Origin of the sequence: Cellulomonas sp. URHD0024 (assembly GCF_000426185.1) — a bacterium.
GTDB lineage: Bacteria > Actinomycetota > Actinomycetes > Actinomycetales > Cellulomonadaceae > Cellulomonas.
On record NZ_KE384505.1, the window covers coordinates 56797 to 81405 of the forward strand.

20 protein-coding genes and 1 tRNA gene are annotated in these 24609 nt (G+C 73.2%); 13 read left to right on the forward strand and 8 right to left on the reverse strand.

Going from position 1 to position 24609, the window contains the following annotated elements; genetic code table 11:
* Complete coding sequence (locus I847_RS24345; RefSeq protein WP_051275003.1) at nt 1-1080, forward strand: ABC transporter permease; 1080 nt, start codon at nt 1-3, stop codon at nt 1078-1080.
* The gene (locus tag I847_RS24350) at nt 1077-2183 is read left to right on the forward strand and encodes an ABC transporter ATP-binding protein (RefSeq protein ID WP_034610780.1); all 1107 of its coding nucleotides are present in this window, start codon (nt 1077-1079) and stop codon (nt 2181-2183) included. Before I847_RS24345 ends, I847_RS24350 begins: the two co-directional genes overlap by 4 nt.
* A 222-nt stretch (nt 2184-2405) precedes the next feature.
* Here I847_RS24350 and I847_RS0116495 read toward each other — a convergent pair whose 3' ends face one another.
* Nucleotides 2406-2984 (reverse strand): helix-turn-helix domain-containing protein, encoded by a 579-nt coding sequence (locus I847_RS0116495; RefSeq protein WP_028050567.1) that lies wholly within the window; start codon nt 2982-2984, stop codon nt 2406-2408.
* A gap of 173 nt (nt 2985-3157) precedes the next feature.
* On the opposite strand from I847_RS0116495, the gene I847_RS0116500 reads away from it, so the two are divergent.
* The 10 genes from I847_RS0116500 (at nt 3158) to I847_RS0116545 (ending at nt 13831) form a co-directional block, all read left to right on the forward strand.
* Nucleotides 3158-3556, forward strand: a complete 399-nt coding sequence (locus tag I847_RS0116500) for a hypothetical protein (RefSeq protein WP_028050568.1) — start codon at nt 3158-3160, stop codon at nt 3554-3556.
* Nucleotides 3557-3602: 46 nt separating this feature from the next.
* Nucleotides 3603-4571, forward strand: coding sequence for a phosphatase PAP2 family protein (locus I847_RS0116505; RefSeq protein WP_231384259.1), 969 nt, complete (start codon nt 3603-3605; stop codon nt 4569-4571).
* 138 nt (nt 4572-4709) lie between these two features.
* The gene (gene topA / locus I847_RS0116510) at nt 4710-7436 is read left to right on the forward strand and encodes a type I DNA topoisomerase (protein ID WP_028050570.1); all 2727 of its coding nucleotides are present in this window, start codon (nt 4710-4712) and stop codon (nt 7434-7436) included.
* 45 nt (nt 7437-7481) lie between these two features.
* Entirely contained in the window at nt 7482-8486 is a 1005-nt protein-coding gene (locus tag I847_RS0116515; RefSeq protein ID WP_028050571.1) for a Gfo/Idh/MocA family protein, read from the forward strand.
* 47 nt (nt 8487-8533) lie between these two features.
* On the forward strand, nt 8534-9202 hold the full coding sequence (gene tmk, locus I847_RS24355; RefSeq protein ID WP_034610976.1) for a dTMP kinase: 669 nt from the start codon (nt 8534-8536) through the stop codon (nt 9200-9202).
* Nucleotides 9199-10338, forward strand: coding sequence for a DNA polymerase III subunit delta' (locus I847_RS0116525; RefSeq protein WP_028050572.1), 1140 nt, complete (start codon nt 9199-9201; stop codon nt 10336-10338). Before tmk ends, I847_RS0116525 begins: the two co-directional genes overlap by 4 nt.
* A gap of 83 nt (nt 10339-10421) precedes the next feature.
* Nucleotides 10422-11999 (forward strand): alpha/beta hydrolase, encoded by a 1578-nt coding sequence (locus I847_RS0116530; protein WP_034610782.1) that lies wholly within the window; start codon nt 10422-10424, stop codon nt 11997-11999.
* Nucleotides 12000-12046: 47 nt separating this feature from the next.
* Entirely contained in the window at nt 12047-12547 is a 501-nt protein-coding gene (locus tag I847_RS24360; protein WP_051275004.1) for a hypothetical protein, read from the forward strand.
* A 74-nt stretch (nt 12548-12621) separates the two neighbouring features.
* Nucleotides 12622-12694: transfer RNA gene (locus I847_RS0116540), tRNA-Thr, on the forward strand.
* Nucleotides 12695-13006: 312 nt separating this feature from the next.
* A complete protein-coding gene (locus I847_RS0116545; RefSeq protein ID WP_028050574.1) occupies nt 13007-13831 on the forward strand; it encodes a VOC family protein in 825 nt (274 codons plus the stop codon).
* 52 nt (nt 13832-13883) lie between these two features.
* Here the strand turns inward: I847_RS0116545 and I847_RS0116550 are convergent, their stop codons facing one another.
* Genes I847_RS0116550 through I847_RS0116565 form a run of 4 tightly spaced genes read right to left on the reverse strand, consistent with a single transcriptional unit; the run spans nt 13884 to nt 21442 of the window.
* The gene (locus I847_RS0116550) at nt 13884-16625 is read right to left on the reverse strand and encodes an FtsX-like permease family protein (RefSeq protein ID WP_028050575.1); all 2742 of its coding nucleotides are present in this window, start codon (nt 16623-16625) and stop codon (nt 13884-13886) included.
* Entirely contained in the window at nt 16622-19795 is a 3174-nt protein-coding gene (locus tag I847_RS24365) for a hypothetical protein (protein WP_051275005.1), read from the reverse strand. Before I847_RS24365 ends, I847_RS0116550 begins: the two co-directional genes overlap by 4 nt.
* On the reverse strand, nt 19788-20513 hold the full coding sequence (locus tag I847_RS0116560; protein WP_155856233.1) for an ABC transporter ATP-binding protein: 726 nt from the start codon (nt 20511-20513) through the stop codon (nt 19788-19790). The genes I847_RS24365 and I847_RS0116560 overlap by 8 nt, the downstream gene beginning before the upstream one ends.
* Nucleotides 20514-20533: 20 nt before the next feature.
* Entirely contained in the window at nt 20534-21442 is a 909-nt protein-coding gene (locus tag I847_RS0116565; protein ID WP_028050577.1) for an ABC transporter ATP-binding protein, read from the reverse strand.
* A 151-nt stretch (nt 21443-21593) separates the two neighbouring features.
* Between I847_RS0116565 and I847_RS0116570 the strand changes: the two genes are divergently transcribed.
* Nucleotides 21594-22244 (forward strand): DUF4203 domain-containing protein, encoded by a 651-nt coding sequence (locus I847_RS0116570; RefSeq protein ID WP_028050578.1) that lies wholly within the window; start codon nt 21594-21596, stop codon nt 22242-22244.
* Between the two features lie 3 nt (nt 22245-22247).
* Here the strand turns inward: I847_RS0116570 and I847_RS25880 are convergent, their stop codons facing one another.
* The 3 genes from I847_RS25880 to I847_RS0116585 are packed head-to-tail and all read right to left on the reverse strand — an operon-like array spanning nt 22248 to nt 24603.
* Nucleotides 22248-22796 (reverse strand): hypothetical protein, encoded by a 549-nt coding sequence (locus I847_RS25880; protein WP_051275006.1) that lies wholly within the window; start codon nt 22794-22796, stop codon nt 22248-22250.
* A 38-nt stretch (nt 22797-22834) separates the two neighbouring features.
* Nucleotides 22835-23647 (reverse strand): ABC transporter permease, encoded by an 813-nt coding sequence (locus I847_RS0116580; RefSeq protein ID WP_028050579.1) that lies wholly within the window; start codon nt 23645-23647, stop codon nt 22835-22837.
* On the reverse strand, nt 23647-24603 hold the full coding sequence (locus I847_RS0116585) for an ABC transporter ATP-binding protein (RefSeq protein WP_034610784.1): 957 nt from the start codon (nt 24601-24603) through the stop codon (nt 23647-23649). The genes I847_RS0116580 and I847_RS0116585 overlap by 1 nt, the downstream gene beginning before the upstream one ends.
* Nucleotides 24604-24609: the final 6 nt, after the last annotated feature.

The window sequence follows — 24609 nt, forward strand, 5'->3', positions numbered from 1 at the left end:
ATGGCCATCGACCTCACTCTGCTGGAAGACACGCCGGACGTCACCACGGCGGAGACCACCACCTCCGGCAAGCGGCGGTTCGTCTTCCTGCGCAACTCGAAGTCGTTCACGGGCTTCGCGATCATCGCGTTCTTCGTGTTCCTTGCCATCTTCGGCAAGATGATCGCGCCCTACGACCCGAACGCGCTGAGCACGGACCTGCTGATGGCCCCGTCGTCCTCGCACTGGTTCGGCACCAACCAGCTGGGCCAGGACATCCTGTCGCAGATCATCATCGGCACCCGCAGCGTCGTGATCGTCGGCCTCGTCGCCGGCGTCGGCGCGACAGCGATCGGTGTGCTGGTCGGTGTGACGTCGGGCTACATCGGCGGGATCGGCGACGAAGGTCTGTCGATGCTGGCCAACGTCTTCCTCGTGATCCCCCAGCTGCCGCTGATCATCATCATCGCGGGCCAGCTGCCCTCGGCCGGTGGCCTCACGGTCGCCGCGGTCATCGCGCTCACCGGTTGGGCCTGGGGTGCGCGCGTGCTCCGTGCCCAGACGCTGTCGTTGCGACGACGGGACTTCGTCGAGGCCTCGCGCGCCAGCGGAGAGAGCACCTGGCGCATCATCACCGCGGAGATCATGCCGAACCTCACGGCGATCATCGCCTCGGGCTTCGTCGCGACCGTGGTGTTCGCCGTGCTTACCCAGACCACCCTCGCGTTCATCGGCATCGGTGACCCGTACGACTGGAACTGGGGCACGATCCTCTACGGGGCGCAGAACAACGGCGCGCTGGACCGCGGCGCCTGGTGGTGGTTCGTGCCGGCCGGTCTGTGCATCGCCCTCGTCGGCATGGCCCTCACGCTCGTGAACTTCGGGATCGACGAGTTCGTCAACCCGCGGCTTCGCAGCATCGGCATGAACGCCCGCACCCTGCGCAAGCGCGGCATCCGTCCTCGCATCGGCTTCACGCCGGTCGTGTACGAGGCGCCGGGCGCATCGGCGCGGAAGACAGAACTCAACCACTCCGAAGAGCTCGCGGTGCAGGGCATCGACTCCGCGAACGGTCGGCACAGCAAGGAGAACCGGGCATGAGCGCCGTCCCTACGCGGTCTGTCTGGACCCCTGGCCAGGTCGGGCGGGTCGCTGAGCCCGTCCTCGAGATCAAGAACCTCTCCGTCGACTACGGGTTCGACGCCAACCCGACGCACGTGCTGCGGGACGTCTCGCTGACGCTGAACCGCGGCGAGGTGCTCGGTCTGGCCGGCGAGTCCGGTTGCGGCAAGTCCACGCTGGCCTACGCGGCCACCCGGTTGCTGCCGCCCCCCGGCATGATCACCGGCGGCGAGGTCATCTTCACCGACCGCTCGGGCGACCAGGTGGACGTGCTCTCGCAGTCGGACCAGGACCTGCGCGCCTCGCGGTGGCAGGACATGGCGATCGTGTTCCAGGGCGCCATGAACTCGCTGAACCCGGTGCACCGCGTCGGTCGGCAGATCTCGGACGCGCTGCTGGCCCACTTGCCGAACATGACCAAGAAGCAGGCGATGGAGCGGTCTGCCGACCTGCTCGACATGGTCGGCATCTCGCCCGACCGGCTGCGGTCCTACCCGCACCAGCTGTCCGGCGGTATGCGTCAGCGCGTGATGATCGCCATGGCGCTGGCGCTGGACCCGCAGGTGCTCATCATGGACGAGCCGACGACCGCCCTCGACGTCGTGATGCAGCGCCAGATCGTGGAGCAGATCGCCGAGCTGCGCGACCGGCTCGGGTTCTCCGTCATCTTCATCACGCACGACGTCTCGCTGCTGATCGAGATCGCGGACCGCATCGCGATCATGTACGCCGGCGAGATCGTCGAGGAGGCCGCGGCCCAGGACGTCTACCGGCGTCCGCGGCACCCGTACTCCGACGCCCTGCTGCACTCGTTCCCGCCGTTGCGTGGGCCGCGTCGTGAGCTGGGCGGCATCCCCGGGTCACCCCCCGACCTGGCCAACCGTCCGACGGGCTGCCCGTTCCGCGACCGGTGTGCCCACGTCTTCGACGCGTGCGCGACCGTCCATCCGGAGCTGGTCACGCCGGCCGTCCCGGGAGACGACCCACGTCGGCAGGTCGCCTGCCTGCGGCACGACCCGGCGAGGGTCGCCGCAGGTGGTTACGAGCCCGTCTCCGTCCCGCTGGAGCTGTCGATCCGCTGATCGATCGGGAGAGCGTGCCTTCGGCCCCTGACCGGGGCCGAAGGGTCGTGCTCACCCGTGGAGCCCGCTGATCCCCGGTCCGTCCTCGGTGGCATCCGCCGCGGTCGTCGCTCGTCGACGACCGTGTCGCCACCGGGGGCGGACCGGTCCTGTTCTGCGACGCACCGGCCTGTGGACCCTGGCCGGTGTTCCGTGCGAAGGCTGGCGGCCGGTCCGTGCTGCCTAGGACGGTCGTGCGCGGACGTGCATGCGGGCGCCCTGGCGGCCGAAGATGCTGAGCACCTCGGCGGGCGCCGTGCCTTCGTTGGCGAACCAGTGCGGGACCCGCGTGTCGAACTCTGCTGCTTCCCCGGGCGGCAGCTCCAGGTCGTGCTCGCCCAGCACGAGCCGTAGCCGGCCCTCGATCACGTACAGCCACTCGTAGCCCTGGTGCGTTCCGAGCACGGGTTCGGGCACGTGCGCAGTGGGCGGGAGGACGAGCTTGAACACCTGGACGTCGCCGGTGCTGCGCGAGAGCGGGATCACGGTGCGGCCGTGGTGCGTGACCGGGCGCGGGTGGACCCGTGGGTCGCCGGTGGCGGGGGCGCCGACCAGCTCGTCCAGCGGGACCCGGTAGAGGGCCGCCAGGGGGACGAGAAGCTCGAGCTGCGGGCGTCGCGTGCCCGACTCCAGACGGGACAGGGTGCTCACCGAGATGCCGGTGGTGGCAGACGCCTGCGCGAGCGTCAGACCGCGCTGCTGGCGAACGAGGCGCAGCCGCGGTCCGACGGTCTGCAGGACGAGCTCGATGCCTTCCGCCATGGCGACCAGGTTGCCACTCCGGCAACCCTGGTTGCCGGGTGGGACCGCTCTCCACCCAGTGTGTCGCTCATAGGAAGCGAGCCGCCCACGTCCAGGCTGCGCACAGCCCAGATGGGTGAAGTGGCTTCCGAGCGCGTGGACGACCACCGCTCGCCGGCGCCGGGAGGCACGCGATGAGCACCATGACGGCAGCACAGCTCGGACCCGACCAGGTGTTCGGTCCGTCGGGCGGCCTCGGTGACGGCCGAGACGGCCACCGTCCGCGGCCGTGGATGACCGTCAACGTGCGACCGGCGGGCTCGTTCGGTCGGGCCGACGTGGTGCGGCTGCGCGCGCTGCTCGACGCGCTCTCGGTGACGGCGTCGCTGGTGGTGCTCGACCTCGCGGCCGTCAGCCTGCGCAGCCAGCGGGCGGCGGAGGCGATCGACGAGGCCGCGGTCGAGCTCGAACGCCGTGGCGGGTGCCTGCTGTGCGTCAATGCCGACGACGACGTGCGGGCTCAGCTCGAGGGGTGCACGCACGCGGTCGTCGTCGCGGCCGGTGCTCCCGCCCCCGGCGGCGTGACCTTCTGACCTGGAGGGGCGCGGTGCGTGTGCCTGGGTGACCTACCTTTGTGCGGTGAGCGACACACCCGTCCTGCGCGCGCCCGCGCCGCCCCCCGCGCCGGTCGTCCGCGACCGGCGGCGGGTGGTCGTCGTCGTGGCGCTGGGCGTTGCCGTGCTGTCGTTCGTGGGCGTGTGGGTGCTCTGGCAGGTGTTCGTCGACACGCTCGGTGGGCAGGAGGTCGAGAACGCGGCGTTCCAGGGTGCGCGCTACGGGCAGACACAGCTGTGGCGGGTCGGCGAGCGGGTGCTGTCGGTCGTCTCGGCAGGGTTCATCATCGGCGTCCTGATCGCCGCCATGGCCATCGCCGCCCTGCGCCGACGGTGGTCGCTGGCAGTGCAGGTGGCCGTGCTGATGATCGGCGCCAACCTCACGACGCAGGTGCTCAAGCACGTCGTCTTCGGCCGCCCGGAGCTCGGTGTCGAGGCGAGCTACGGCAACACGCTGCCGAGCGGTCACACGACGGCGGCCGCCTCGGTCGCTGCGGCCCTCGTGCTCGTCGTGCCCCCGCGGGTGCGGCCGTGGGCGGCGGTGCTCGGTGCCGGCTACACGACCGCGACCGGCATCTCGACGCTCATCGGGCAGTGGCACCGCCCCTCGGACGTCGTCGCGGCGATCTTGGTGGTGCTCGCCTGGACCGCCATCGCCTGCGCGCTCGTCGCACTGACCCCCACCCGGGTCCCGACGACGACCGGTGCGCTGCGGCTGAACCCGGACGTGGACCGCGACCCGGCGCCCGCGACGATGCGGCTCGTCGTGTCCGTCCTGGTCATCGCCGGGGTCGCTGCCGCCGGCTGTGCGTCGGTCGCTCTGATGCACACGTGGGACAACCGGGACGACCTGTCGTCGCGCGCCGAACAGGTCACGGCGTACCTCGGAGGGGCTGCTGGGACCGTCATGGCGTCGTGCCTTGCGTTCGCGGTCATGCTTGTTCTGAGGCAGGCCGCGGCCGCTCGTCCGCAGATCTCCGGAACCCCTACGTGATCTGCGCAGTTACCCCTCCGTAGGGCCTGCCGCCTGCCGAACCGATTGCCGGAGGCTTGACGGAACGCCGTAGAGTCCCCAGCGGTGCACTACGTACGGGCTCGCTCGAGCCCGCACAGTCTGAGGAAGGCCGGACGGATGTCTGCAGGTCGCAAGCTCGTCATCGTGGAGTCGCCGGCGAAGGCGCGCACGATCGCGGGGTACCTGGGCGACGAGTACGACGTCGAGGCGAGCGTCGGGCACATCCGCGACCTCCCGCAGCCCTCCGAGCTGCCTGCGGACATGAAGAAGGGCCCGTTCGGGAAGTTCGCGGTCGACGTCGACAACGGGTTCGCCCCGTACTACGTGGTCGACCAGGACAAGAAGAAGAAGGTCAGCGAGCTCAAGAAGCTGCTGAAGGACTCCGACGAGCTCTTCCTGGCCACCGACGAGGACCGCGAGGGCGAGGCGATCGCCTGGCACCTGCTGCAGGAGCTCAAGCCGAAGGTCCCGGTCAAGCGCATGGTGTTCCACGAGATCACCCGCGAGGCCATCCAGCGGGCGCTGGCCAACACGCGGGAGCTGGACGACCGGTTGGTCGACGCCCAGGAGACGCGCCGCATCCTCGACCGGCTCTACGGCTACGAGGTCAGCCCGGTGCTGTGGCGCAAGGTCCGTCAGGGTCTGTCGGCGGGGCGCGTGCAGTCCGTCGCGACGCGGCTCGTGGTCGAGCGCGAGCGGGAGCGGATGGCGTTCGTCGCCGCGGACTACTGGGACGTCACGGGGTCGTTCGCGGTCGCCGACGACTCCGAGCCCGCCTTCTCTGCGCGGCTCTCCTCGGTCGACGGGCGCCGGGTGGCCAGCGGTCGCGACTTCGCCGACAACGGCACCCTGAAGTCCGCCGACGTCGTCCACGTGGACGAGGCGGTCGCGACGAGCCTCGTCGCCAACCTCGCGTCGTCGTCGTTCTCCGTGGCCTCGCTGGAGACCAAGCCGTACACGCGCAAGCCTGCCGCGCCGTTCACCACCTCGACGCTGCAGCAGGAGGCCTCGCGCAAGCTGCGGATGGCCTCCCGCCAGACGATGCGCACGGCCCAGGGGCTGTACGAGAACGGCTACATCACCTACATGCGTACGGACTCCTCCTCGCTGAGCGAGCAGGCCGTCACGGCCGCTCGTCGGCAGGCGTCGGAGCTGTACGGGCCCGAGTACGTGCCCGACGCACCGCGCGTGTACGCGAACAAGGCGAAGGGCGCCCAGGAGGCCCACGAGGCCATCCGGCCCGCCGGCGACCAGTTCCGTACGCCGGCCCAGGTGGCCAACCAGCTGTCGGGGGACCAGTTCCGGCTGTACGAGCTGATCTGGAAGCGCACGGTCGCCTCGCAGATGGCCGACGCCCGCGGGCAGACCGCCTCCGTCCGCCTCGGCGCGACCGCGTCCGACGGCACCGAGGTGCTGTTCTCCGCCTCGGGCACCGTCATCACGTTCCGCGGGTTCCTCGCGGCGTACGAGGAGGGTCGCGACGTCTCGCGGTACGACACCGACTCCTCGACCGCCGACGAGTCGAAGGGCGATGCACGGTTGCCTGCCATGCGTGAAGGCGACCCCCTGACGGCGTCGGAGCTCACCGCCGACGGGCACCGCACGTCACCGCCGCCGCGCTTCACCGAGGCGTCGTTGGTCAAGGCGCTGGAGGAGCGCGGGATCGGGCGGCCGTCGACCTACGCCGCGACCATCTCCGTGATCCAGGACCGCGGGTACGTGACCGGTCGTGGGCAGGCGCTCGTGCCGTCGTGGCTCGCGTTCGCGGTGACCCGGCTGCTCGAGGAGAACTTCGACTGGCTGGTTGACTACGACTTCACCGCCGAGATGGAGGAGGACCTCGACGCGATCGCGGCGGGGGACAAGGACCGGGTGGCCTGGCTGTCGCGGTTCTACTTCGGCGACGGGTCGGGCGACGAGGAGGGCGAGGGTCTGCGCGACCTCGTCGCGAACCTCGGGGAGATCGACGCCCGCGAGGTCAACTCGATCGCGATCGGCGAGGGCATCGTCCTGCGCGTCGGCCGGTACGGCCCCTACCTCGAGGACTCCCTGGCCGAGCCTGCCGAGGACGGGACGACGCGGCGCGCGTCCGTGCCCGAGGAGCTCGCGCCCGACGAGCTGACCGTGGAGAAGGCCCGCGAGCTGCTGGAGACGCAGCCGGACGGCGACCAGGTGCTGGGGACGGACCCCGTCGCGGGGACGCCGATCGTGGCGCGCAACGGGCGGTACGGGCCCTACGTCACCGAGATCCTGCCCGAGCCAGAGGTCGACACCTCGCTCTCGGCGGCGGCGCAGAAGCGCGCGCTGGCGGCCGCTCCGAAGCCGCGCACCGCGTCGCTGTTCAAGTCGATGTCGCTGCAGTCGGTGACTCTCGACGACGCGCTGCTGCTGCTGTCCCTGCCCCGCGTCGTCGGCGTCGACCCCGAGTCGGGCGCCGAGATCACGGCGCAGAACGGGCGCTACGGGCCGTACCTGAAGAAGGGCACGGACTCACGGACGCTCGCCTCCGAGGAAGCCCTCTTCACGACGACCCTCGACGAGGCGCTCGCCATCTACGCCCAGCCGAAGCGCGGGCGGGGGGCGACCTCGGCACCGCCGCTGCGAGAGCTCGGCGACGACCCGACGTCGGAGAAGCCGATCGTCGTGAAGGAAGGCCGTTTCGGCGCCTACGTGACGGACGGGGTCACCAACCGGACCCTGCCGCGCGACCTGACACCCGAGACGATCACCCGCGAGCAGGCCATCGAGCTGCTCGTCGAGAAGCGTGCGTCGGCGCCGGCGAAGAAGAAGGCACCGGCGAAGAAGGCGACGACGACGCGCGCGAAGGCCGCGACGAAGAAGTAGGTCCCGCGTCGCCCGACCGACGGCACTGCGCGCTAGGTTGGCGCCATGGCTCGCACCGAAGACCCCCGTACCGCACCGCCGATCCGCTGGGGCATCCTCGGCGCCGGTGGCATCGCCGCCGTGTTCGCCTCCGCCGTCAACGCGCACACGCGGGCGCAGCTCGTCGCCGTGGGGTCGAGGAACCGTGACCGGGCGGAGCGGTTCGCGACGGCACACGGCATCCCGACCGTGCACGTGGGTTACCGCGGCCTGGTCGAGGACGAGCGGGTGGACGCCGTCTACGTCGCGACACCGCACTCCGAGCACAAGGAGCACGCGCTGCTGGCGATCGCGGCGGGCAAGCACGTGCTCGTCGAGAAGGCCTTCACGCGCAACGCCGCCGAGGCCGAGGAGATCTTCGCGGCGGCCCGCGCGGCCGGTGTCTTCGTCATGGAGGCGATGTGGACGCGGTTCCTGCCGCACGTCGACGCGCTCCACCAGGTCATCGACGCCGGTGAGATCGGCGAGATCATCAACGTCTCGGCCGACCACGGGCAGTACATGGCCTTCGACCCGAAGAGTCGCCTGTACGACCCGAACCTGGCGGGCGGCGCCCTGCTCGACCTCGGCGTGTACCCGGTGTCGTTCGCGCACGACTTCCTCGGGGTGCCCGACTCGATCCAGGCCGTCGGGCAGCTCACGCCGACCGGTGTCGACGGGCAGATCTCGATCGCCCTCACGTACGGCGAGCGGACTCAGGCGACGCTGATGACGACGCTGTGGGCGAAGTCGCCGACCACCGCCGAGATCTCCGGCACCGAGGGGCGCATCAGCGTGGCCGGCGACTTCTACGGCACGACGTCCTTCCGGGTGCAGCGCCTCGACGGCCGCGTGTGGACGTTCGAGAAGCCCGGCACCAAGGGTCTGCAGTTCGAGGCCGCGGAGGTCGCGCGGCGAGTCGCGCTCGGTGAGGTCGAGAGCCCGCGCATGACCTGGGAGAACACGCTCGAGGTCATGCGGACCATGGACACCGTCCGCGCGCAGGTCGGGGTCGTCTACCCCGGAGAGTGAGGCTGCGCCGCGGGACCGTGTCCCCGGCGACGGCTACCCTGACGCACGTGACCGAGTCCTCGTCGACCCCTGGCCCGCACGGGCTGTTCGTCTCGTTCGAGGGTGGCGACGGTGCGGGCAAGTCGACGCAGGCGCGCCTGCTCGGTGACTGGTTGCGGTCGCTGGGGCGCGAGGTCGTCCTGACCCGTGAGCCGGGCGGGACCGAGCTCGGCGTCGAGCTGCGCAGCGCGGTGCTGCACGGCGACCACGTCGACGCCCGCACCGAGGCACTGATCTACGCGACGGACCGTGCGCACCACGTGGCCACGGTGGTGCGGCCCGCGCTCGCGCGCGGTGCCGTCGTCGTCACGGACCGGTACCTCGACTCGTCGGTGGCCTACCAGGGCAGCGGCCGGGACCTGGGGGCCGACGAGGTCGAACGCCTCTCGCTGTGGGCGGTCGACGGTCTGCTCCCGGCGCTGACGGTCCTGCTCGACCTCGACCCGGTCGCCGGGCGTGCACGCCTGACGGGGGAGCCCGACCGGCTCGAACGGGCCGGTGACGAGTTCCACCGCAGGACACGCGAGGCGTTCCTCGGGCGTGCGGCGGCCGAGCCGGGCCGCTGGCTGGTGCTCGACGCGACGCGGCCCGTGGAGGAGCTGTCGCTGGCGATCCGGGAGCGGGTCGAGGCGTTGGTCGGCACGGCGCGCTCGACCGCGGCGGGCGGTGCGGCGTGACCAGCGTCTGGGACGACGTGGTGGGGCAGGATCCCGTGGTCGAGATCCTGCGGACCGCGATCGCGGACCCGTCGGCGATGACCCACGCCTGGCTGCTCACGGGGCCGCCCGGGTCGGGGCGCTCCAACGCCGCGCGGGCCTTCGCGGCCGCCCTGCAGTGCGCCACCGGCGGTTGCGGTGTCTGTCACGACTGCACGACGACGCTGCGGGGTCTGCACCCGGACGTCACGGTGGTCGCGACGGAGGGCGTGTTCATCCGTGCCGAGACCGCGCGCCCGCTGGTCGAGCTCGCGCAGCGCAGCCCGGCGCAGGGGCGGTTCCGCGTGATCATCATCGAGGACGCCGACCGGCTCAACGACACCAGCGGCAACGCCCTGCTCAAGGCCATCGAGGAGCCCGCCGGGCGCACCGTGTGGCTGCTGTGCGCGCCGAGCCAGGAGGACGTGCTCGTCACCATCCGCTCGCGGTGCCGCTCGCTGGCGTTGCGCGTTCCCCCGGTCGACGCCGTGGCGGCGCTGCTCGTGTCGCGCGACGGTGTCGACCCCGAGGTCGCCCAGATCGCGGCACGCGCGGCCCAGAGCCATGTCGGCATCGCACGTCGGCTCGCGCGTGACCCGCAGGCGCGCGCCCGCCGGGCCGCCGTGCTGGGCATCGCGGCGAAGATCCGCGGCGTGGGCGATGCGGTGCTGGCCGCGGGGGAGCTCGTCGAGACGGCGCAGGCCGACGCCAAGGCCGCGACCGAGGAACGGGACGCGCAGGAGCGCACGGAGCTGCTCCGGGCGATGGGGGCGGAAGGTGCCGCCACACTGCCCCCGTCCCTGCGGACGCAGGTCAAGCAGCTCGAGGAGGACCAGAAGCGTCGTGCGACACGTGCCCAGCGCGACGTGCTCGACCGCGCGATGGTGGACCTGCTCTCGCTCTATCGCGACGTCCTCGTCGTCCAGCTCGGTGCCGACGTCGAGCTCGTGAACGTGGAGCAGGACGCGTCGATCCGGGCGCTCGCGGAGTCGAGCACCGCCGAGCAGACGTTGCGCCGGATGGATGCGGTCGGACAGGCGCGCACCCGGCTGGCCGGGAACGTCGCGCCGCTGCTCGCGGTCGAGGCGATGGCGGTCGCGCTGCGCCCGCAGGGCTGAGGGCGGCGGGCCTACAGCGCTCTCCCAGCAATCTCCCCGAGACACTCACGGACCGTCCAGGCTCGGCGGCTACGGTGTGGGGCATGCTGCCGACCGATCACCCCGCCGCGCCCGGACGCGACGCGAGCGACCGTCGGCGCCGCCGTCGCCCCGCCGCTCTCGTCGCGACTCTCGTCGGCCTCGCACTGCTCCTCGCGGGATGCCTGGCACCGAAGAACCAGACGACGGTCGAGTCCCCCCGCGCCCACGCGTCGGGGTCCGCCGGGCCGCTCGCGGCCTTCTACGACCAGGCGCTCGAGTGGAGGTCGTGCCACCAGGGTGAGTGCGCCACCGCGCAGGTGCCGCTGGACTACGCCGACCCGTCGGCGGGTTCGATCGACCTGGCCCTCGCGCGGTCGACGGCGTCGGGCGGCGACCCGCTGGGCTCCCTGCTCCTCAACCCGGGCGGCCCCGGTGCGTCGGGCATCGACTTCCTCGAGCAGGCCAAGGGCATGATCAGCGACGACGTCCAGGAGCGCTACGACCTCGTCGCGTTCGACCCGCGTGGCGTCCAGCGGTCGAACCCGGTGCACTGCGTCAGCGACGCCGAGCTGGATCGCCTCATCGCGTTCGACCCGGACTACTCGACGGATGCGGGCATCCAGCACGTGATCGACGTGTACGGCGACTACGGGAACGCCTGCAAGAAGAACACCGGCGCGGCCCTCGGGCACATCGACACGGTCAGCGCGGCCCGTGACCTCGACGTCCTGCGGTCGGCGCTGGGCGACGACCAGCTGCACTACCTGGGCTTCTCGTACGGCACCGAGCTCGGTGCCACCTACGCCGCACTCTTCCCGACGACCGTCGGGCGCATGGTCCTCGACGGTGCGCTCCCGCCGACGCTGACGTCGGCGGAGCTGGCCGAGGGCCAGGCCGCCGGCTTCGAGGGCGCCCTGCGCGCCTACGTCGCGGACTGCCAGAAGGGCAGGAGCTGCCCCCTGACCGGGACGGTCGACGACGGCATGTCGCAGGTCCGGCGCCTGCTCGACCGGGCCCGCGCGAACCCGTTGCCCACCACGAGCGACCGCGATCTGACGGCCAGCCTCGCGTTCTACGGGATCGCGCTGCCGCTCTACTCGCAGGACAGCTGGACGTACCTCACGCAGGCGCTCGACGCGGCCATCCGCAAGGGCGACGGCTCGGGGCTGCTCCAGCTCGCCGACATCTACTCGGACCGCGAGGCCGACGGCACCTACTCGACGAACTCGTTGGACGCGTTCAACGCGATCAACTGCGTGGACACCCCCCACGACGCCCAACCCGACTTCGAGGCGATGCGGGCGGAGGCCGCCCAGATCAACACCGTCGCGCCGACGGTCGGCTCGTTCTTCGGGTTCGGAGACACGGTGTGCGCGAAGTGGCCGGTCCCGGCGATCGACCCCCTCCCCGACTACTCCGCGCCGGGCGCGCCCCCGATCGTCGTCGTCGGCACGACGAACGACCCGGCCACCCCGTACACGTGGGCCGAGAAGCTGGCCGACCTGCTGTCCACCGGCGTGCTGCTGACGTACGAAGGCGAGGGCCACACCGCCTACGGCTCCTCCAACGACTGCATCGCCGACGCCGTCGACACCTACCTGCTCGGCGGCGACGCGCCGGCGGCCGGGACGCGCTGCTGAGTTGCGCTCGGGTTGCCGTCCGGGTCGCTCTGGGTGACCGTTGCCGCATGGCAGCCAGCTCCAGCGGCCCGACCGCTATCCGTCTCGACGGGACCGCCGCGCGCGACCGCCCCGGCGTCGGGCTGCTCGTGCGGTCCTTCCTGCTCGGCTGGGCCGCGGGTGCCCGCTCGTCGCTCGGACCGGGCGCCCCGACCGTGACCGGCGGCGGGGGTCCGGCGGTCCGCATCGGTGCGGCGGCGGCGATCGTGGGCGAGCTCATCGCCGACAAGCTGCCGATCGCGCCGAGCAGGCTCGCCTTCGGGGGCGACCGGCTGCGCGCGGCGTCCGGCGCGATCGGCGCGTCGATGCTGGCCGGCCGGGCGGACGCCCAGCGACTGCTGCCGGTGCTCGCGGGTGCAGTCGGCGGGTTCGTCGCCGCGCATGCGGGGGCGTCCTGGCGGGCCTGGGCCGCCGGCCGGATGCCGGACCTGCGGGCCGCGCTGCTCGAGGACGCCGTGGCCCTCGCCGCCGCTGCGTCGGCGTGCCTGCCCGGTCGTCGGAGCGCGTGACCGCTCGCTTTGGAGCGGGCGGGGTCCTGCGGGTACAGTTGGCGCGCTCGCCGAGGTCCCCGGACCGCGACGACGCCGCCTTAGCTCAGTCGGCAGAGCGTCTCACTCGTAATGAGAAGGTCAAGAGTTCGATTCTCTTAGGCGGCTCCGAGACCGAAGGCCCCGCGACCAGCGAACCTGCTGGTGCGGGGCCTTTGTCGTGCGGCTCGGACGTCCACGCTGCCCGCCGCCATGGCGCCAGTCCCCCGGATGCCCTGCCCGCCCACCTACCGGGTGCCCGTCAGTAACGATTCGGCCCGGTCTTCGCGGACCTCGACGCCGCGCGAGAGGCCGCCCGCCGGGTCGCGCCTGAGGTCTTCGACGCGACCTCGCGCTGAGCGGCCGGGCCGCGACCCGGAGCGGCGGCGATGGTTCGGTGCTCCTCGTGCACGGTCGGTGCGTGATGCCTAGGTTGTGACGATGGCTGAGAAGCAACGGACCTACCCGCAGGGAGTGACGTGCTGGGTGGACGTCGAGCAGCGGGACGTGGACCGGGCCCTGGCGTTCTACGGTGCCGTCCTGGGGTGGACGTTCCACGAGGCTGCGCCGCCGGGAGCGCCGACTCGGTACGTGATCGCCCAGGTGAACGGCCTCGATGTCGGGGGCGTCGGCAGCTCCGAGGTCGACGACCCCGCGTGGAAGACCTACGTCGCGGTGGAGGACATCGATGCCGCACTGGACCGCGTCGCCGCGGCCGGCGGGAACGTCACGGCCGGCCCGAACGTCGCCGGTGAGGGCGGCGCGTGGGCCGAGGTCACCGACCCGTCCGGCGCACGCCTGCGGCTGTGGCAGCCGAAGCGCAGGCTCGGCGCGCAGATCGTCAACGCACCCGGCGCGTGGAACTTCAGCGACCTGCACGCGGACGACCCGGCGACGGGGTTCTACAGCGACGCGTTCGGGTGGCGGTTCGACGACGTCGGATTCGCGACGATGATCCGCGTGCCCGGCTACGGCGACCACCTCGCGGCCACCACCGATCCCGACATCCACGAGCGGCAGGCCGGCGTCTCGGTGCCTCGTGGGTTCGCGGATGCGATCGGCTGGGTGGCACCCCCCGAGGAGGGCGAGCCGGCCCACTGGCACGTGACGTTCGCGGTCGCCGACCGGGACGAGACCGCTGCGCTCGCGGCCGCGCACGGCGGGGAGGTGCTGGCCGTCGAGGACAGCGACTGGGCACGCACGGCGAGGATCCGAGACCCGCAGGGCGCGGTGTTCACCGCGAGCCAGTTCACGCCTCCGCACTGAGCGCGTCCGGCCCCGACTGTCGCATCGCCCGGAGGCCCAGCCGCGGCTTCGATCAACGGACGCGCAGCACCTGACCCAGGCGCTCGCGGCGGCGGGTGGAGGACTCGACGGCGACCACCGCCAGGACGGTCAGCCCCAGCAGCGCGATCGGCACGACGGCCCACCAGGGCAGGACCACCCCGGGATCGGTCGCCTGCCCGGTGACGAGACGCAGCGCGAGGGGGGCCACGAGCACGCCGACCAGCATCACGCCGAGCAGCACGCCACCCAGGCCGGCCACGAGGGTCGTCGGCAACAGCTCACCGGCGGCGACCCGAGCCGCGTCCCGCCCGCGCAGCCCGAGCACCCTGGCCGACGCGAGCGCGGTGGCGCGCCCGGGAGCGGAGGCGGCGGCTGCCAGGACGACGACGATCGTCGCGTAGGCGGCGCACATCGCGGCGACCAGGGCGACGAGTGCGAGGAGGCCGCCGGCCAGTGGGTCCGACCGCCGGTCCGCGAGCCACTGGGCGCGGGACAGCACGGCGCCCCCGACCGCCGGCGCGGTTGCGCCGGCCACGGCGGACGCCTGCGGGCCGACCGCCCACACGGTGTCCAGACCGACCACCTCCTGCTCGGCGTCTGCCGGCTCCGAGCCGGTCTCGTCCGCTCGTGCTGCAGCAACGGCCGTCACCACGGCGGCCAGTGCGGCGCGGTCCACGACGACGGTGGGACCGGCGGGTGTGCCGTCGGGCTGCTGCGCCGGCAGCGCGGGGACCGGTCCGACGGGATCGAGGTCGACCGTCACGTTTCCCCAGGTGAGCGACGGCCGGGTGCCCAGCAGCTGGTCCGGGACCAGCGCGGGCAGGCGGCCGGCTGTCGTGCGGGTCGTCGCTTCCGCGGACGCGTGCGCGAGCACCGCCAGGGACGGGGCGGACCCGAACGGGGTGCGCGCGAGGAGCCTCCCGTACGGCTCCGGGTCGACAGCGAGCACCCGCACGGTCGTGACGTCGTGCACGCCGGAGAGGTGGCTGGGGGCCCGAACCCTGCCGACGGCGACCGCGTCGACGCCGTCTGCCGCATCCAGCCGGCTCGCGACGTCCTGCAGTGCGGTGTCGGGCAACGTCGTGCGCACCACCACGTCGGCACCGACCCTGTCCCACGAGCCGTCAGCCTGACCGGTGCGTGCGGTGCTCGCCAAGGCGGCACACAGCGCGACGAGGGTGCTGACCACGACGAGCGCCACGAACGGCAGCACGGCGACCGTGGAACCGGCCCGCGCCACGGCGAGCAGCGGCCCGGCCGTGCGGGACCTGCGGGCGACACGCAGCGCACCGCCCAGCAGCAGGGGCACCGTCCGCCACAGCAGGAGCGCGCCCGCCGCCGCGATGAGCGCCGGCGCGGCCGCGAGCACCAGGTCGGCCGCACCGGACATCGACACGGCGCCGCGTCGACGGAGGGCCCCCAGCGCCGCCAGCGCAAGCACGAGCAGCGCGGCCTCGAGCGAGGCGCGCCGCACCGTGCGCACGCGCTGCGCGAGTCGGCGACGGTGCCGGTCGGTCGGGATGCGACGGGCGTCGCTGCGCGCCGCGGTGATCGTCGCGAACGCGGGTGGCGCGATCACCCCCACGGCCACCATGACGACGACCCAGGGCCACGTCGGCGCGCCCGGTGCGGCGACCTGGCCGAGCGTCAGGCCGACCGCGGTGCCCACGCCGACGACCACGGCCGCCTCGGCACCGGCCGCCCGGGCGATGCCCGGGAGGGACGCGCCGCGCGAGCGCACCGTGCGCAGTGCCGTCGACCGGCGGCGCGCGAGGAGGTCGGCGGCCACCAGCAGCACCAGCGCGGCGGCACCCGCCAGCCCGGCGAGCACCACGGTCGCCTGCGACCACGTCGCCGACACGCGTGCCCGCGCCTGGTCGAGCACGAGGTCGAGCCCGGACGTCACGCTCGGTTCGGGCAACGGCGCTCGCAGCAGGTCCGGTGAGGCCTCCAGGGAGGCGATCCGCTTCACCAGAGCGCCGGAGCCGGCGTAGTCCAACGCCTGCGGGTCGACCGGGAACCGGAACGTGCGCGTCACGCCGTCAGGCTCCAGCGCGGCGCGGGCGGCCGGGAGCGAGGCCGCGGACAGCAGCCCGCCCACGACCGTCGTCGCCGAGTCGCGCGGCCCCACCACGCGCGGCCGCAGGATCTCGGGCTGCGCCGACCACACGTCGTTGCCGGGGTTCTTGGGCTCGAAGACGCCGGTGACCAGCACCGGCACGGCCGTGTGGTCGGGCTTCATGGCCTTGAAGGTGTCGCCCGCGCTCACGCCGAGGACCCCAGCCACCGCGTCGGACAACGCGAGCTGCACGGCCCCGTCGGGGCCGGGGCGGTCGGGCGCGCCCCCGGACAGCCAGCGAACCGCGGGGTCCTGCCCGGCCCACAGGTACGTCATCCACAGCACGCCCCCGGTCGGCATCCCGGGTGTGCTCAGGGTGAGGTCGGTGCTGGTGGCGGCGGCCACGGGGGGCCCGAGGACGGGTTGCAGCAAGGCCGGCAGGGCGCGGTCGATCGCGCGCGCCGCACCGTCGACGCCCGACCGGGTCTCCGGCGCCCCGGCGGTCGCGTCCGACGCGCCGGGTCCGTACGTGCTGGTGACCACGAACTCGGCGGGTGGATCGGCCTGCGCGACCGCCGCACGGACGGCGGTGTCGGCGCGGTCGCTCAGCAGGCGGGGCACCGCGTCGGTGAGGCCCACCGTGAGCGCCACGACGACGAGGGTGACGACCAGTGGCCACAGATCGGCGCGGGCCCGCCGCCAGGCGGTTCTCATGCGCCCGGCTCCATCCGCAGCCGGGCGATCGTCGCACCGCGCACCGCGCGCGCCGCGAGGGGCACGACGAGCGCGGCACAGCCGGCGAGCAGAACGAGGATCGTCGACACCTGGATTACCCAGGGCCAGCGGACGGCGGCGGTCGGCACGGGCGGCAGGCCGCTGACGGAAACCGCCAGCAGAGGGCCGACGGACCAGCAGGCGAGTGCGCCCAGCAACCCACCGGCCAGCACCGGGACGCCGATGAGGACGGCCTGCTCGGCGAGCAGCGACCTGAGCACCGAGCGGCGCGGCGCGCCCAGACCGTGCAGGCGGGCCACGTCGACCTCACGGGCCTCCAGCGCGGTCGTGGTGTGGAGCGCGGTCCCGACGAGAGTGAGCAGGACCGCGGCGACGACCAGGAGCGCGGCGGCCGCACGCTGCGCCGCGCGCAGGGGACCGTCCGCGTTCTCGTGCGCCACGGCAGCGCGGTCGCGCACCGAGCCGAGCCCCTGCGCCTCGAGCGTCGCGGCGGCATCGGAGGGGATGGCGCCCCCGACCCACCACGCGTCCGTCAGGGTGTCCAGGTCGCCCTGGCTGAGCGCCGCGCGGGACAACGTGTCCACGTCGGCCAGCAGGGCGGGCGCACGTGGTTGTGACGGGATGTAGTCGGTGACGCCGTGGACCACCGCCTGCACCGGGGTCACACCGAGCATCGCCTGGACGCCGTCGCCGACCTTGAGCCCGAGCTCGTCCGCGAGCTGTTGCGAGACCACCACGGGAACCTCGTCGACGGGGTGGAAGGCGACCGCGACGAGGGTGCCCTCGGACCAGTAGAGCCCCGGCAAGAAGGCGGTGCCGTCGAGCGTCAGCCGCACGCCGTCGGGCGCGTCCGCAGCCGTGATGCGGTTGAGCGAGGCGACGACGTAGTCGCTGGTCGGTGCGTGCGCCGCGGACCACGTGCCCCCGGCGGGCAGGGTCGCGTCGCGCAGCACGACGTCGATGTCGAACCCGGCGGCGCTCTCCTGATCGGGGTCGGCGACGTCACCCACCGCCGTGAGCTGGGCGTCGAGGGCCACCAGCCGGACGTCCGCCGGGACGGCGACGGAAAGCTCGTGGGGAGCGCCGTCGAGCGCCACGACTCCTGCGGGCAGCGCGGCGCGCGCACCGTCACGGTCCTGCACGACGAGGTTCAGGGCGGCGGTGATCACCAGCGAGTCCTGGACGTGACCCGTCACGACGAGTGCGGCGTTCGTGCCGGCCAGGACCACCCCTCCGACAGCCCCGGTCGGCGCCAGACCCGACGTCGCGTCAGCCCAGCCGCCGGACGGTAGGCGGCCACGCAGCAGCGCGTCGGCCTCCCGCGTGTCGACCGCGACGAGGTGCACGGCCTCGGCGCCACGCTGCGCTCGCGAGCCGAGCGTGACGGTCCGGCTGGTGACGGGACTGACCCGGCCACCCGTGGCCTCGCGCAGCGTGCCGCCCGCGCCCAGCGCGTTCAGCTGTACCGACAGGTCGGTGCCGACGGCGGCCGCGGCCTGGTCGCGCTGGGACTGCGCCCACGTCGCGGCGAACCCGGCGCCGAACGTCGCGCACGCCGTCGCGAGCACCACCAGGAACGCCGCAGCAGCGCCCTGCGGTCGACGTGCCACCCCCCACGCCGCGAGCGGCAAGGTCAGCGAGCGGGCGGAGACGGCGCTCGCGTCGGCGCGGCGGGCGAGCAGCGGGAGGGGGCGCAGGACGAGCGCCGCCCCGGCGACCAGGCAGAGCACCGGGGCGACGACGAGCACCGGGTCGGCCGTGTCCCCAGCCGCGACCCGGTGGGACCGCAGCTGGAGGTAGGCGACCGCCGCGAGCGCGAGGAGCAGCAGATCGGCGCCGGAGCGGGCGACCACACCGACCCGGTCCTCACGGGAGCCGCGCGGCATTCCGGTGCGCAGCCACGGCAGCACGAGCAGGCAGCCGAGGGAGAGGGTGACGGCGGCGATGCTCACGACGAGCGGGAGCAGCTCGCCCTCGGGGAGCCCCGTGGGATCGAGGCCGACCGCACCCGCGAGCACTCGGTACAGGGCGAGCGCCAGGGCCGTCGCCGGGGCGATCGCCAGGAGGGCGAGGGCACCGGCCTCGGCAGCGGCCTGGCCGACCAGGCGGCCCCGGCTGGCCCCGCGGGCGACGAGCAGTGCCGCCTCGGCCGCGCGCCGGCCGGCGACCAACCGGGCGGCCAGCACCACGGTGGTCGCGGCGAGCGCGCAGCCCAGCAGCGCGACCGCGAGCACGCCCGAGTCGGTCACACCTCCCTGGACGCGCGCGGAGTGGAAGCTGTTCGCGAACGGCAGGTCCACCACGACGTTCTCGGTGCGGTCGCCCAGGGCACTGTCGAGCTCCTGGCCCAGCGCGTCGAAGCCCTTCCCGGCCCAGGTCAGGTCGGCGGCGCTGGCCCCCGCCAGGTCGGGCTGTGCGTGCAGGGTGACCCGACGCAGCGGGATCCCGCTCGTCGCGACGGCGCCGGGCGCGACGACGAACGGGCCGTAGGCCGAGACGTACCCGCGGTAGTTCGGGCTCACCCCGCTCGCGTGCAGCGGGTCCTCGTCCCATGCGGAGGCCGGTCGCGGCTGGAACGTCCCGACGACGTCGAGCCGGCCGGTGTTCGGTCCACCTGGTTCGGCGGAGAGCGTGGTCGAGCTGCCGATGTCGAGGCCGAGCGCTCGTGCTGTCGACGTCGGCATGGCGACCTCGCCCGCGACGGCCGGCCACCGTCCGGACGCGAGCGTCCCGCGCGCATCTTGGTCGTCGAGCTCGGCGAGGTACGCGAGGCGCAGCGGGCCTCCGTCGGGTGGCAGGTACCGCATGACGGTCGAGACCCACGCGGTCTCGGTCGTCGGGAGGTCGCCGAACGGTGCGGTGAGCAGGGCGGACGCCTTGGCCACCGCTTCGGAGGCGTCTCGCGCGGTCGCCGCGACCCGCGCGTTCACGTCGGGGTCGTCGGGGTCCTGCGGGAAGCCCAGCGCGACGTCGACGCCGACGTCGCCCCGGGGCGCACCGACCATCGCAAGCTGCAGCGCCCGCTGCGGGGAGGCCGTGGTGAGCAGCACGCACGCCCCGACCAGTGCCGAGCCGGCGATCATGACCGCCAGCACCGCCGCCAGTACGGCCGCCTGGGCGCGCCCGCGTCGCCACCAGAGCTCACCCACGCTCGGCAGCCCCGACCAGCCGACCGTCGACCAGGCGCACCGCGCGGTCCGCGAGCGCGATCATCACGGGGTCGTGCGTGGCGACCAGCGCCGTCATGCCCTCGGCCTCGACGACGCCGCGGATCAGGGCCATCACGGACAGTCCGGTCTCGCTGTCGAGCTGCCCGGTCGGCTCGTCGGCGACCAGCAGCCGGGGCGAGCCGGCCAGCGCCCGCGCGATCGCGACCCTCTGCTGCTGACCACCGGAGAGCTCGTCGGGCCGCTGCAGCGCGTGATCGGCCAGCCCGACGAGCCCGAGGAGCATCTCGACGCGGCGCTCGCGCTCGGCTACGGGCGTCTCGCGCAGCCGCATCGGGACGCCGACGTTCTCCGCCGCCGTCAGCACCGGGATCAGGCCGAACGTCTGGAAGACGAAGGCGACCCGGTCGCGGCGCAGCTGGGCCTGACCGTCGTCGTTCAGCGCGCCCACGTCGATGTCGTCGACGAGCACGCTGCCCTCGTCGGGACGGTCGAGGCCGCCGACGATGTTCAGCAGCGTCGTCTTGCCCGACCCGGAACGCCCGACGAGGGCCACGAGCTCGCCCGGCGCCAGGTCGAGGTCGACGCCACGCAGAGCGTGCACCGCCGACCGGCCGCTCCCGAAGGTCCGGTGCACATCCCGGACCCGCACCGCCGCGCCGGGCTCCGCGCTGGTCGACACGCTCACCGCGGCGCCCACCGCGGCGTGCTCCGAGGCGCTCACCGCGCGCTGCCGTCGGGCCAGACGGCCAGGTGGTCGGCCTCGAGGGCCAGCCGGACGCGTCGGGTCATCGCGAGCGCCTCGCGGTACTCCCGCGGCACCTGCACGCGGCCCGCCCGGTCCATCACCGCGTACTCCTCGTGCGTGACGTCCCCCCCGGCGTCCCGACGGAGCACCTCGCTGCTCGTGCGCCCGTCGCGGATCGCGACCGTGCGCTCGACCAGCCCGCTGACGGCCGGGTCGTGCGTGACGACGACGACGGTGGTTCCGGACTCCCGGTTCGCGGTCTGCAGCGCGTCGAACACCTCCCGCGCGGTGGTGGTGTCCAGCTCGCCCGTCGGCTCGTCGGCCAGCAGCAGCTGCGGGTCGTTGGCCAGTGCCGTCGCGATGGCGACGCGCTGCTGCTCGCCGCCCGACATCTCCCGCGGCCGTCGGTCGGCCACGTGCCCGACGCTGACGAGGTCGAGCAGCTCGTCCACCCGTGCCGCACGGTGCCGCCGGGACGCGGTCATCGGCAGTGCGACGTTCTGCCGCGCCGTCAGGTACGGCAGCAGGTTGCGGGAGGTCTGCTGCCACACGAACCCGACCATCTGCCGGCGGTAGGCGAGCCGGTCCCGCGCCTGCATCGCCATGAGGTCCCAGCGACCCACGCGCACGCGGCCCGCCGTCGGCGCGTCCATCCCGGACAGCACCGAGAGCAGCGTCGACTTGCCCGAACCGCTGGCCCCGACGACCGCGACCATCTCGCCCTCGTCGACGAGCAGGTCCAGACCTTGGAGGGCCTGCACCTCGACACTGCCCGACTGGAAGATCCGCACGAGGTTGTCGCAGACGACGAGCGCGTCGTGACCGAACTGCGCGGCAGGCTTGGCGTCTCCGCGCAAGGCCTCGAGCGTGCTCTCGGACACGGGCGGCTCCCATCGTCGGGCGGATGTCCACCCAGAAGGCTAGGCCGATCCGCGCCGATCCGGGGGCGAACAGGCGGTTCGCGGGCGCGCATGCGTTCAGTCCTTCGTGTCGTCGCGCGACTCCGGGCTGGCGAACCCCTACATTGCGGTCATGGCAGACATCTTGTTGGGCATCCTCGCGATCCTCGCCGGGGGCGTGATGCTGTTCGCCGGGCAGCTCGTCCTGCGGCTCGTCCTGCCCATCTGGGGCTTCTTCGCCGGCTTCGCCTTCGGGGCCGGCCTCTTTGCCGAGCTCGCGGACGAGCGGGTGCTCGGCACGTTGCTCGGCTGGGTCTCGGGCCTGGTGGCCGGCCTGGTCCTCGCGGTGCTCGCGTACTTCTTCTACGCGGTGGCCGTGGTCCTCGCCATGGCGGCCTTCGGCTACGTCATCGGTGCCGGCCTGGTCGTCGCGCTGGGGATCGACTGGAACTGGGTCGCGGTCCTCGTGGGAGTAGGTATCGGCGTGGTGCTCGGTCTGGTGGCGGTCGTCGGGAACATGCCGATGGTCGTGCTCGCCGTGGCCAGCTCCCTCGCGGGTGCCGTCAGCGTCGTCGGCGGCCTGATGCTGCTGGTGGGCAAGCTGAACTCGGACGACTTCACGCAGGGCAGCTTCAGCAGCGCGGTGGACACGAGCTGGCTCTGGTGGCTGCTGCTGGTGGTGCTGGCCCTGATCGGGATCGTCGCCCAGACCCGGCAGCGGATCGTCATGCGCCGCACGATCAACGAGGCCTGGTCCGCCCGGACGGCTGCTACGACCGCGTGAGCGTCATGCGACCGGTGGCGCGGACGGGTTCGTCCACGCCACCGGTCGCAGGAACCACCAGGACGAGATCGCGAGCACGACCGCCGACGCGACCACCGCTGTGGCCACCGGCCCCAGCCAGGGCACGGGGATGAGGAAGAACACGTCGGTGTCCGCCAGGCTCGTCGGCCACCCGGTCAGGACCCGCAAGAACAGGTAGTACGTCAGGTCCCAGACCGTGAACGCGACGAAGAACGCTGCGACCCCGTGCCAGAACCCGCGCCCGGCCAGCACGGCGACCGCGGCGAGCATCAGGAGGGTCGCGGCTTCCCGGGCGGTCTCGGCGCGAGCCAGAGCCGGGTCGACGAGCAGCGTGTGCCCCGGGTCGACGAACCGGATGACGCCGAGGTCCAGGTAGACGCGTCGCACGGGTGCGTCGTAGTCCAGCTGCGTGCCCAGCGCCAGGCGCAGGTAGTGGACGACCGCCGCCTCGACGTACCCGAACCCGATCCCGAACGCCACGACCGCGCCGTAGCGCAGCCAGCGAACCCGCGACGTGCTGGTCGTCCCCATCCGCGCATCGTGCCCCACGCGCGCGTGCGGTGCTGCGCTCAGGTGATGTCTCGTCGGAACGTCGTCACGCGACCGATCGCGGCGAGCCCGACGCCGTAGGCGAGCATGACCAGGACGCCCTGCCACGGCTCGAGGAGGGTGCCGACCCCCGTCTCGGAGTAGAAGCTGCCGCCTGAGATGGCCTCGCCCGCGGCACCCGGGAGGTAGGCAGCGATCCCTGCGCCCCAGTCGGTCAGGGACAGGACGAACCGCAGGACGGGTTCGATGAACTGGGTGAAGGCCAGGACGACGACGATCACCGCGACCTGGTTGGTCAGCACCGAGCCGAACCCGACGCCCACCACGGCCCAGAGCGTGAGCGCGAGAGCGGACAGGGCGATCGTCCGCCAGGTCGAGGCGTCGTCGAGGAAGGTGGGCTTGCCGAGCGCCGTGAGGACGACGGCGCCCGCGCCGACGGCGGAGAGCGTGCCGACGACCCCGTACACGAGCCCGATGGCGGCGCCCGCGACGAGCTTGGCGGACAGCACCACCGTGCGGCGGGGCTCGGCGAGCAGGGTCGGCGTGATGGTCTGGTGACGGAACTCGGCCGCGACGGCGAGTGCGCCGATCACCAGCGGGAACACGTAGCCGAACGTCACCGCGATCGTGTAGACCGCGCGCACCACGGCGTCCGGAGCCAGGGGGACGTCGCTGCCGGTGCCCGACGTGCCGCTGACCCCGCCGTCCTGCGAGATGCTCCAGCCGAGCACGGCGGACAGGAACGCCATGTAGAGCACCATCGCGAGCAGCAGGATCCACCAGAGGCGGGTGGTGACGAGCTTGCGGTACTCGGTGACGAGGGCGGCGCGCATCAGGCGCTCACCTCCACGGAGCCCGGCGGGACGGAGCCCGGCTCGACGGGGCCGGCCTCGGTGGAGCCGACGAGCTTCAGGAACAACCCCTCGAGCCCCGGGTCCTGCGCGGCGAGCTCGTGGAGCTCGACGCCTGCCGCGAAGGCTGCGGCGCCGACGGTCGCGGCGGTGACGTCGAGCAGCTGCGCCACGCGCGGGTCTCCGGCGTCCGTCCGTCGCCAGCCTGAGCGCTCGACCAGCGCCGCCAGCCCGTCGGGGTCGGGGGAGACCACCCGCACCCGGGGTGCTGCCATGCCGGCCAGCTCGGCGAGCGACGAGGCGTGCGCGAGCCGGCCTCGGGCGATGATCACGACGTCGTCGACCGTCTGCTCGACCTCGGAGAGCACGTGGCTGGACACGAGGATCGTGCGACCCTCACCAGCCAGCGCGCGCAGGAAGCCGCGCAGCCAGCGGATGCCCTCGGGGTCGAGGCCGTTCGCGGGCTCGTCGAGCAGCAGCACCCGGGGGTCGCCCAGCAGCGTCGTGGCGAGAGCCAGCCGCTGCCGCATGCCGAGCGAGAAGACCCCGACGCGGCGGTCTCTCGCATCGGACAGCCCGACCAGGTCGATCACCTCGTCGGCCCGCGCGTCCGGGACCCCCACCTGCGGTGCGAAGAGCCGCAGATGGTCCCTCGCGGTGCGGCCCGGGTGGAAGCTCGAGGCCTCCAGGGCCGCGCCGACGGTCTTCAGGGGCCGGGTGATCTGTCCGTAGGTCCGACCCCCGATGGTCGCGGCGCCCGAGGTCGGACGGACCAGCCCGAGCAGCATCCGCAGGGTGGTGGTCTTTCCGGCGCCGTTGGGCCCCAGGAACCCGGTCACCCGGCCCGGGGTGACCTGGAACGACAGGTCGTCGACCGCGCGTACGGTGCCGAACGACTTGGAGAGGTGCTCGACCAGGATGGTTCCGTCGGACGTCATGCGATC

What these genes read in the sequence shown, in the direction of transcription:
- I847_RS24345 (WP_051275003.1), top strand. Translation starts at nt 1, where the DNA reads ATGGCCATCGACCTCACTCTGCTGGAAGACACGCCGGACGTCACCACG.
- I847_RS24350 (WP_034610780.1), top strand. Translation starts at nt 1,077, where the DNA reads ATGAGCGCCGTCCCTACGCGGTCTGTCTGGACCCCTGGCCAGGTCGGG.
- I847_RS0116495 (WP_028050567.1), bottom strand. Translation starts at nt 2,984, where the DNA reads ATGGCGGAAGGCATCGAGCTCGTCCTGCAGACCGTCGGACCGCGGCTG.
- I847_RS0116500 (WP_028050568.1), top strand. Translation starts at nt 3,158, where the DNA reads ATGAGCACCATGACGGCAGCACAGCTCGGACCCGACCAGGTGTTCGGT.
- topA (WP_028050570.1), top strand. Translation starts at nt 4,710, where the DNA reads ATGTCTGCAGGTCGCAAGCTCGTCATCGTGGAGTCGCCGGCGAAGGCG.
- I847_RS0116515 (WP_028050571.1), top strand. Translation starts at nt 7,482, where the DNA reads ATGGCTCGCACCGAAGACCCCCGTACCGCACCGCCGATCCGCTGGGGC.
- I847_RS0116530 (WP_034610782.1), top strand. Translation starts at nt 10,422, where the DNA reads ATGCTGCCGACCGATCACCCCGCCGCGCCCGGACGCGACGCGAGCGAC.
- I847_RS24360 (WP_051275004.1), top strand. Translation starts at nt 12,047, where the DNA reads ATGGCAGCCAGCTCCAGCGGCCCGACCGCTATCCGTCTCGACGGGACC.
- I847_RS0116545 (WP_028050574.1), top strand. Translation starts at nt 13,007, where the DNA reads ATGGCTGAGAAGCAACGGACCTACCCGCAGGGAGTGACGTGCTGGGTG.
- I847_RS0116550 (WP_028050575.1), bottom strand. Translation starts at nt 16,625, where the DNA reads ATGAGAACCGCCTGGCGGCGGGCCCGCGCCGATCTGTGGCCACTGGTC.
- I847_RS0116570 (WP_028050578.1), top strand. Translation starts at nt 21,594, where the DNA reads ATGGCAGACATCTTGTTGGGCATCCTCGCGATCCTCGCCGGGGGCGTG.
- I847_RS25880 (WP_051275006.1), bottom strand. Translation starts at nt 22,796, where the DNA reads ATGGGGACGACCAGCACGTCGCGGGTTCGCTGGCTGCGCTACGGCGCG.
- I847_RS0116580 (WP_028050579.1), bottom strand. Translation starts at nt 23,647, where the DNA reads ATGCGCGCCGCCCTCGTCACCGAGTACCGCAAGCTCGTCACCACCCGC.
- I847_RS0116585 (WP_034610784.1), bottom strand. Translation starts at nt 24,603, where the DNA reads ATGACGTCCGACGGAACCATCCTGGTCGAGCACCTCTCCAAGTCGTTC.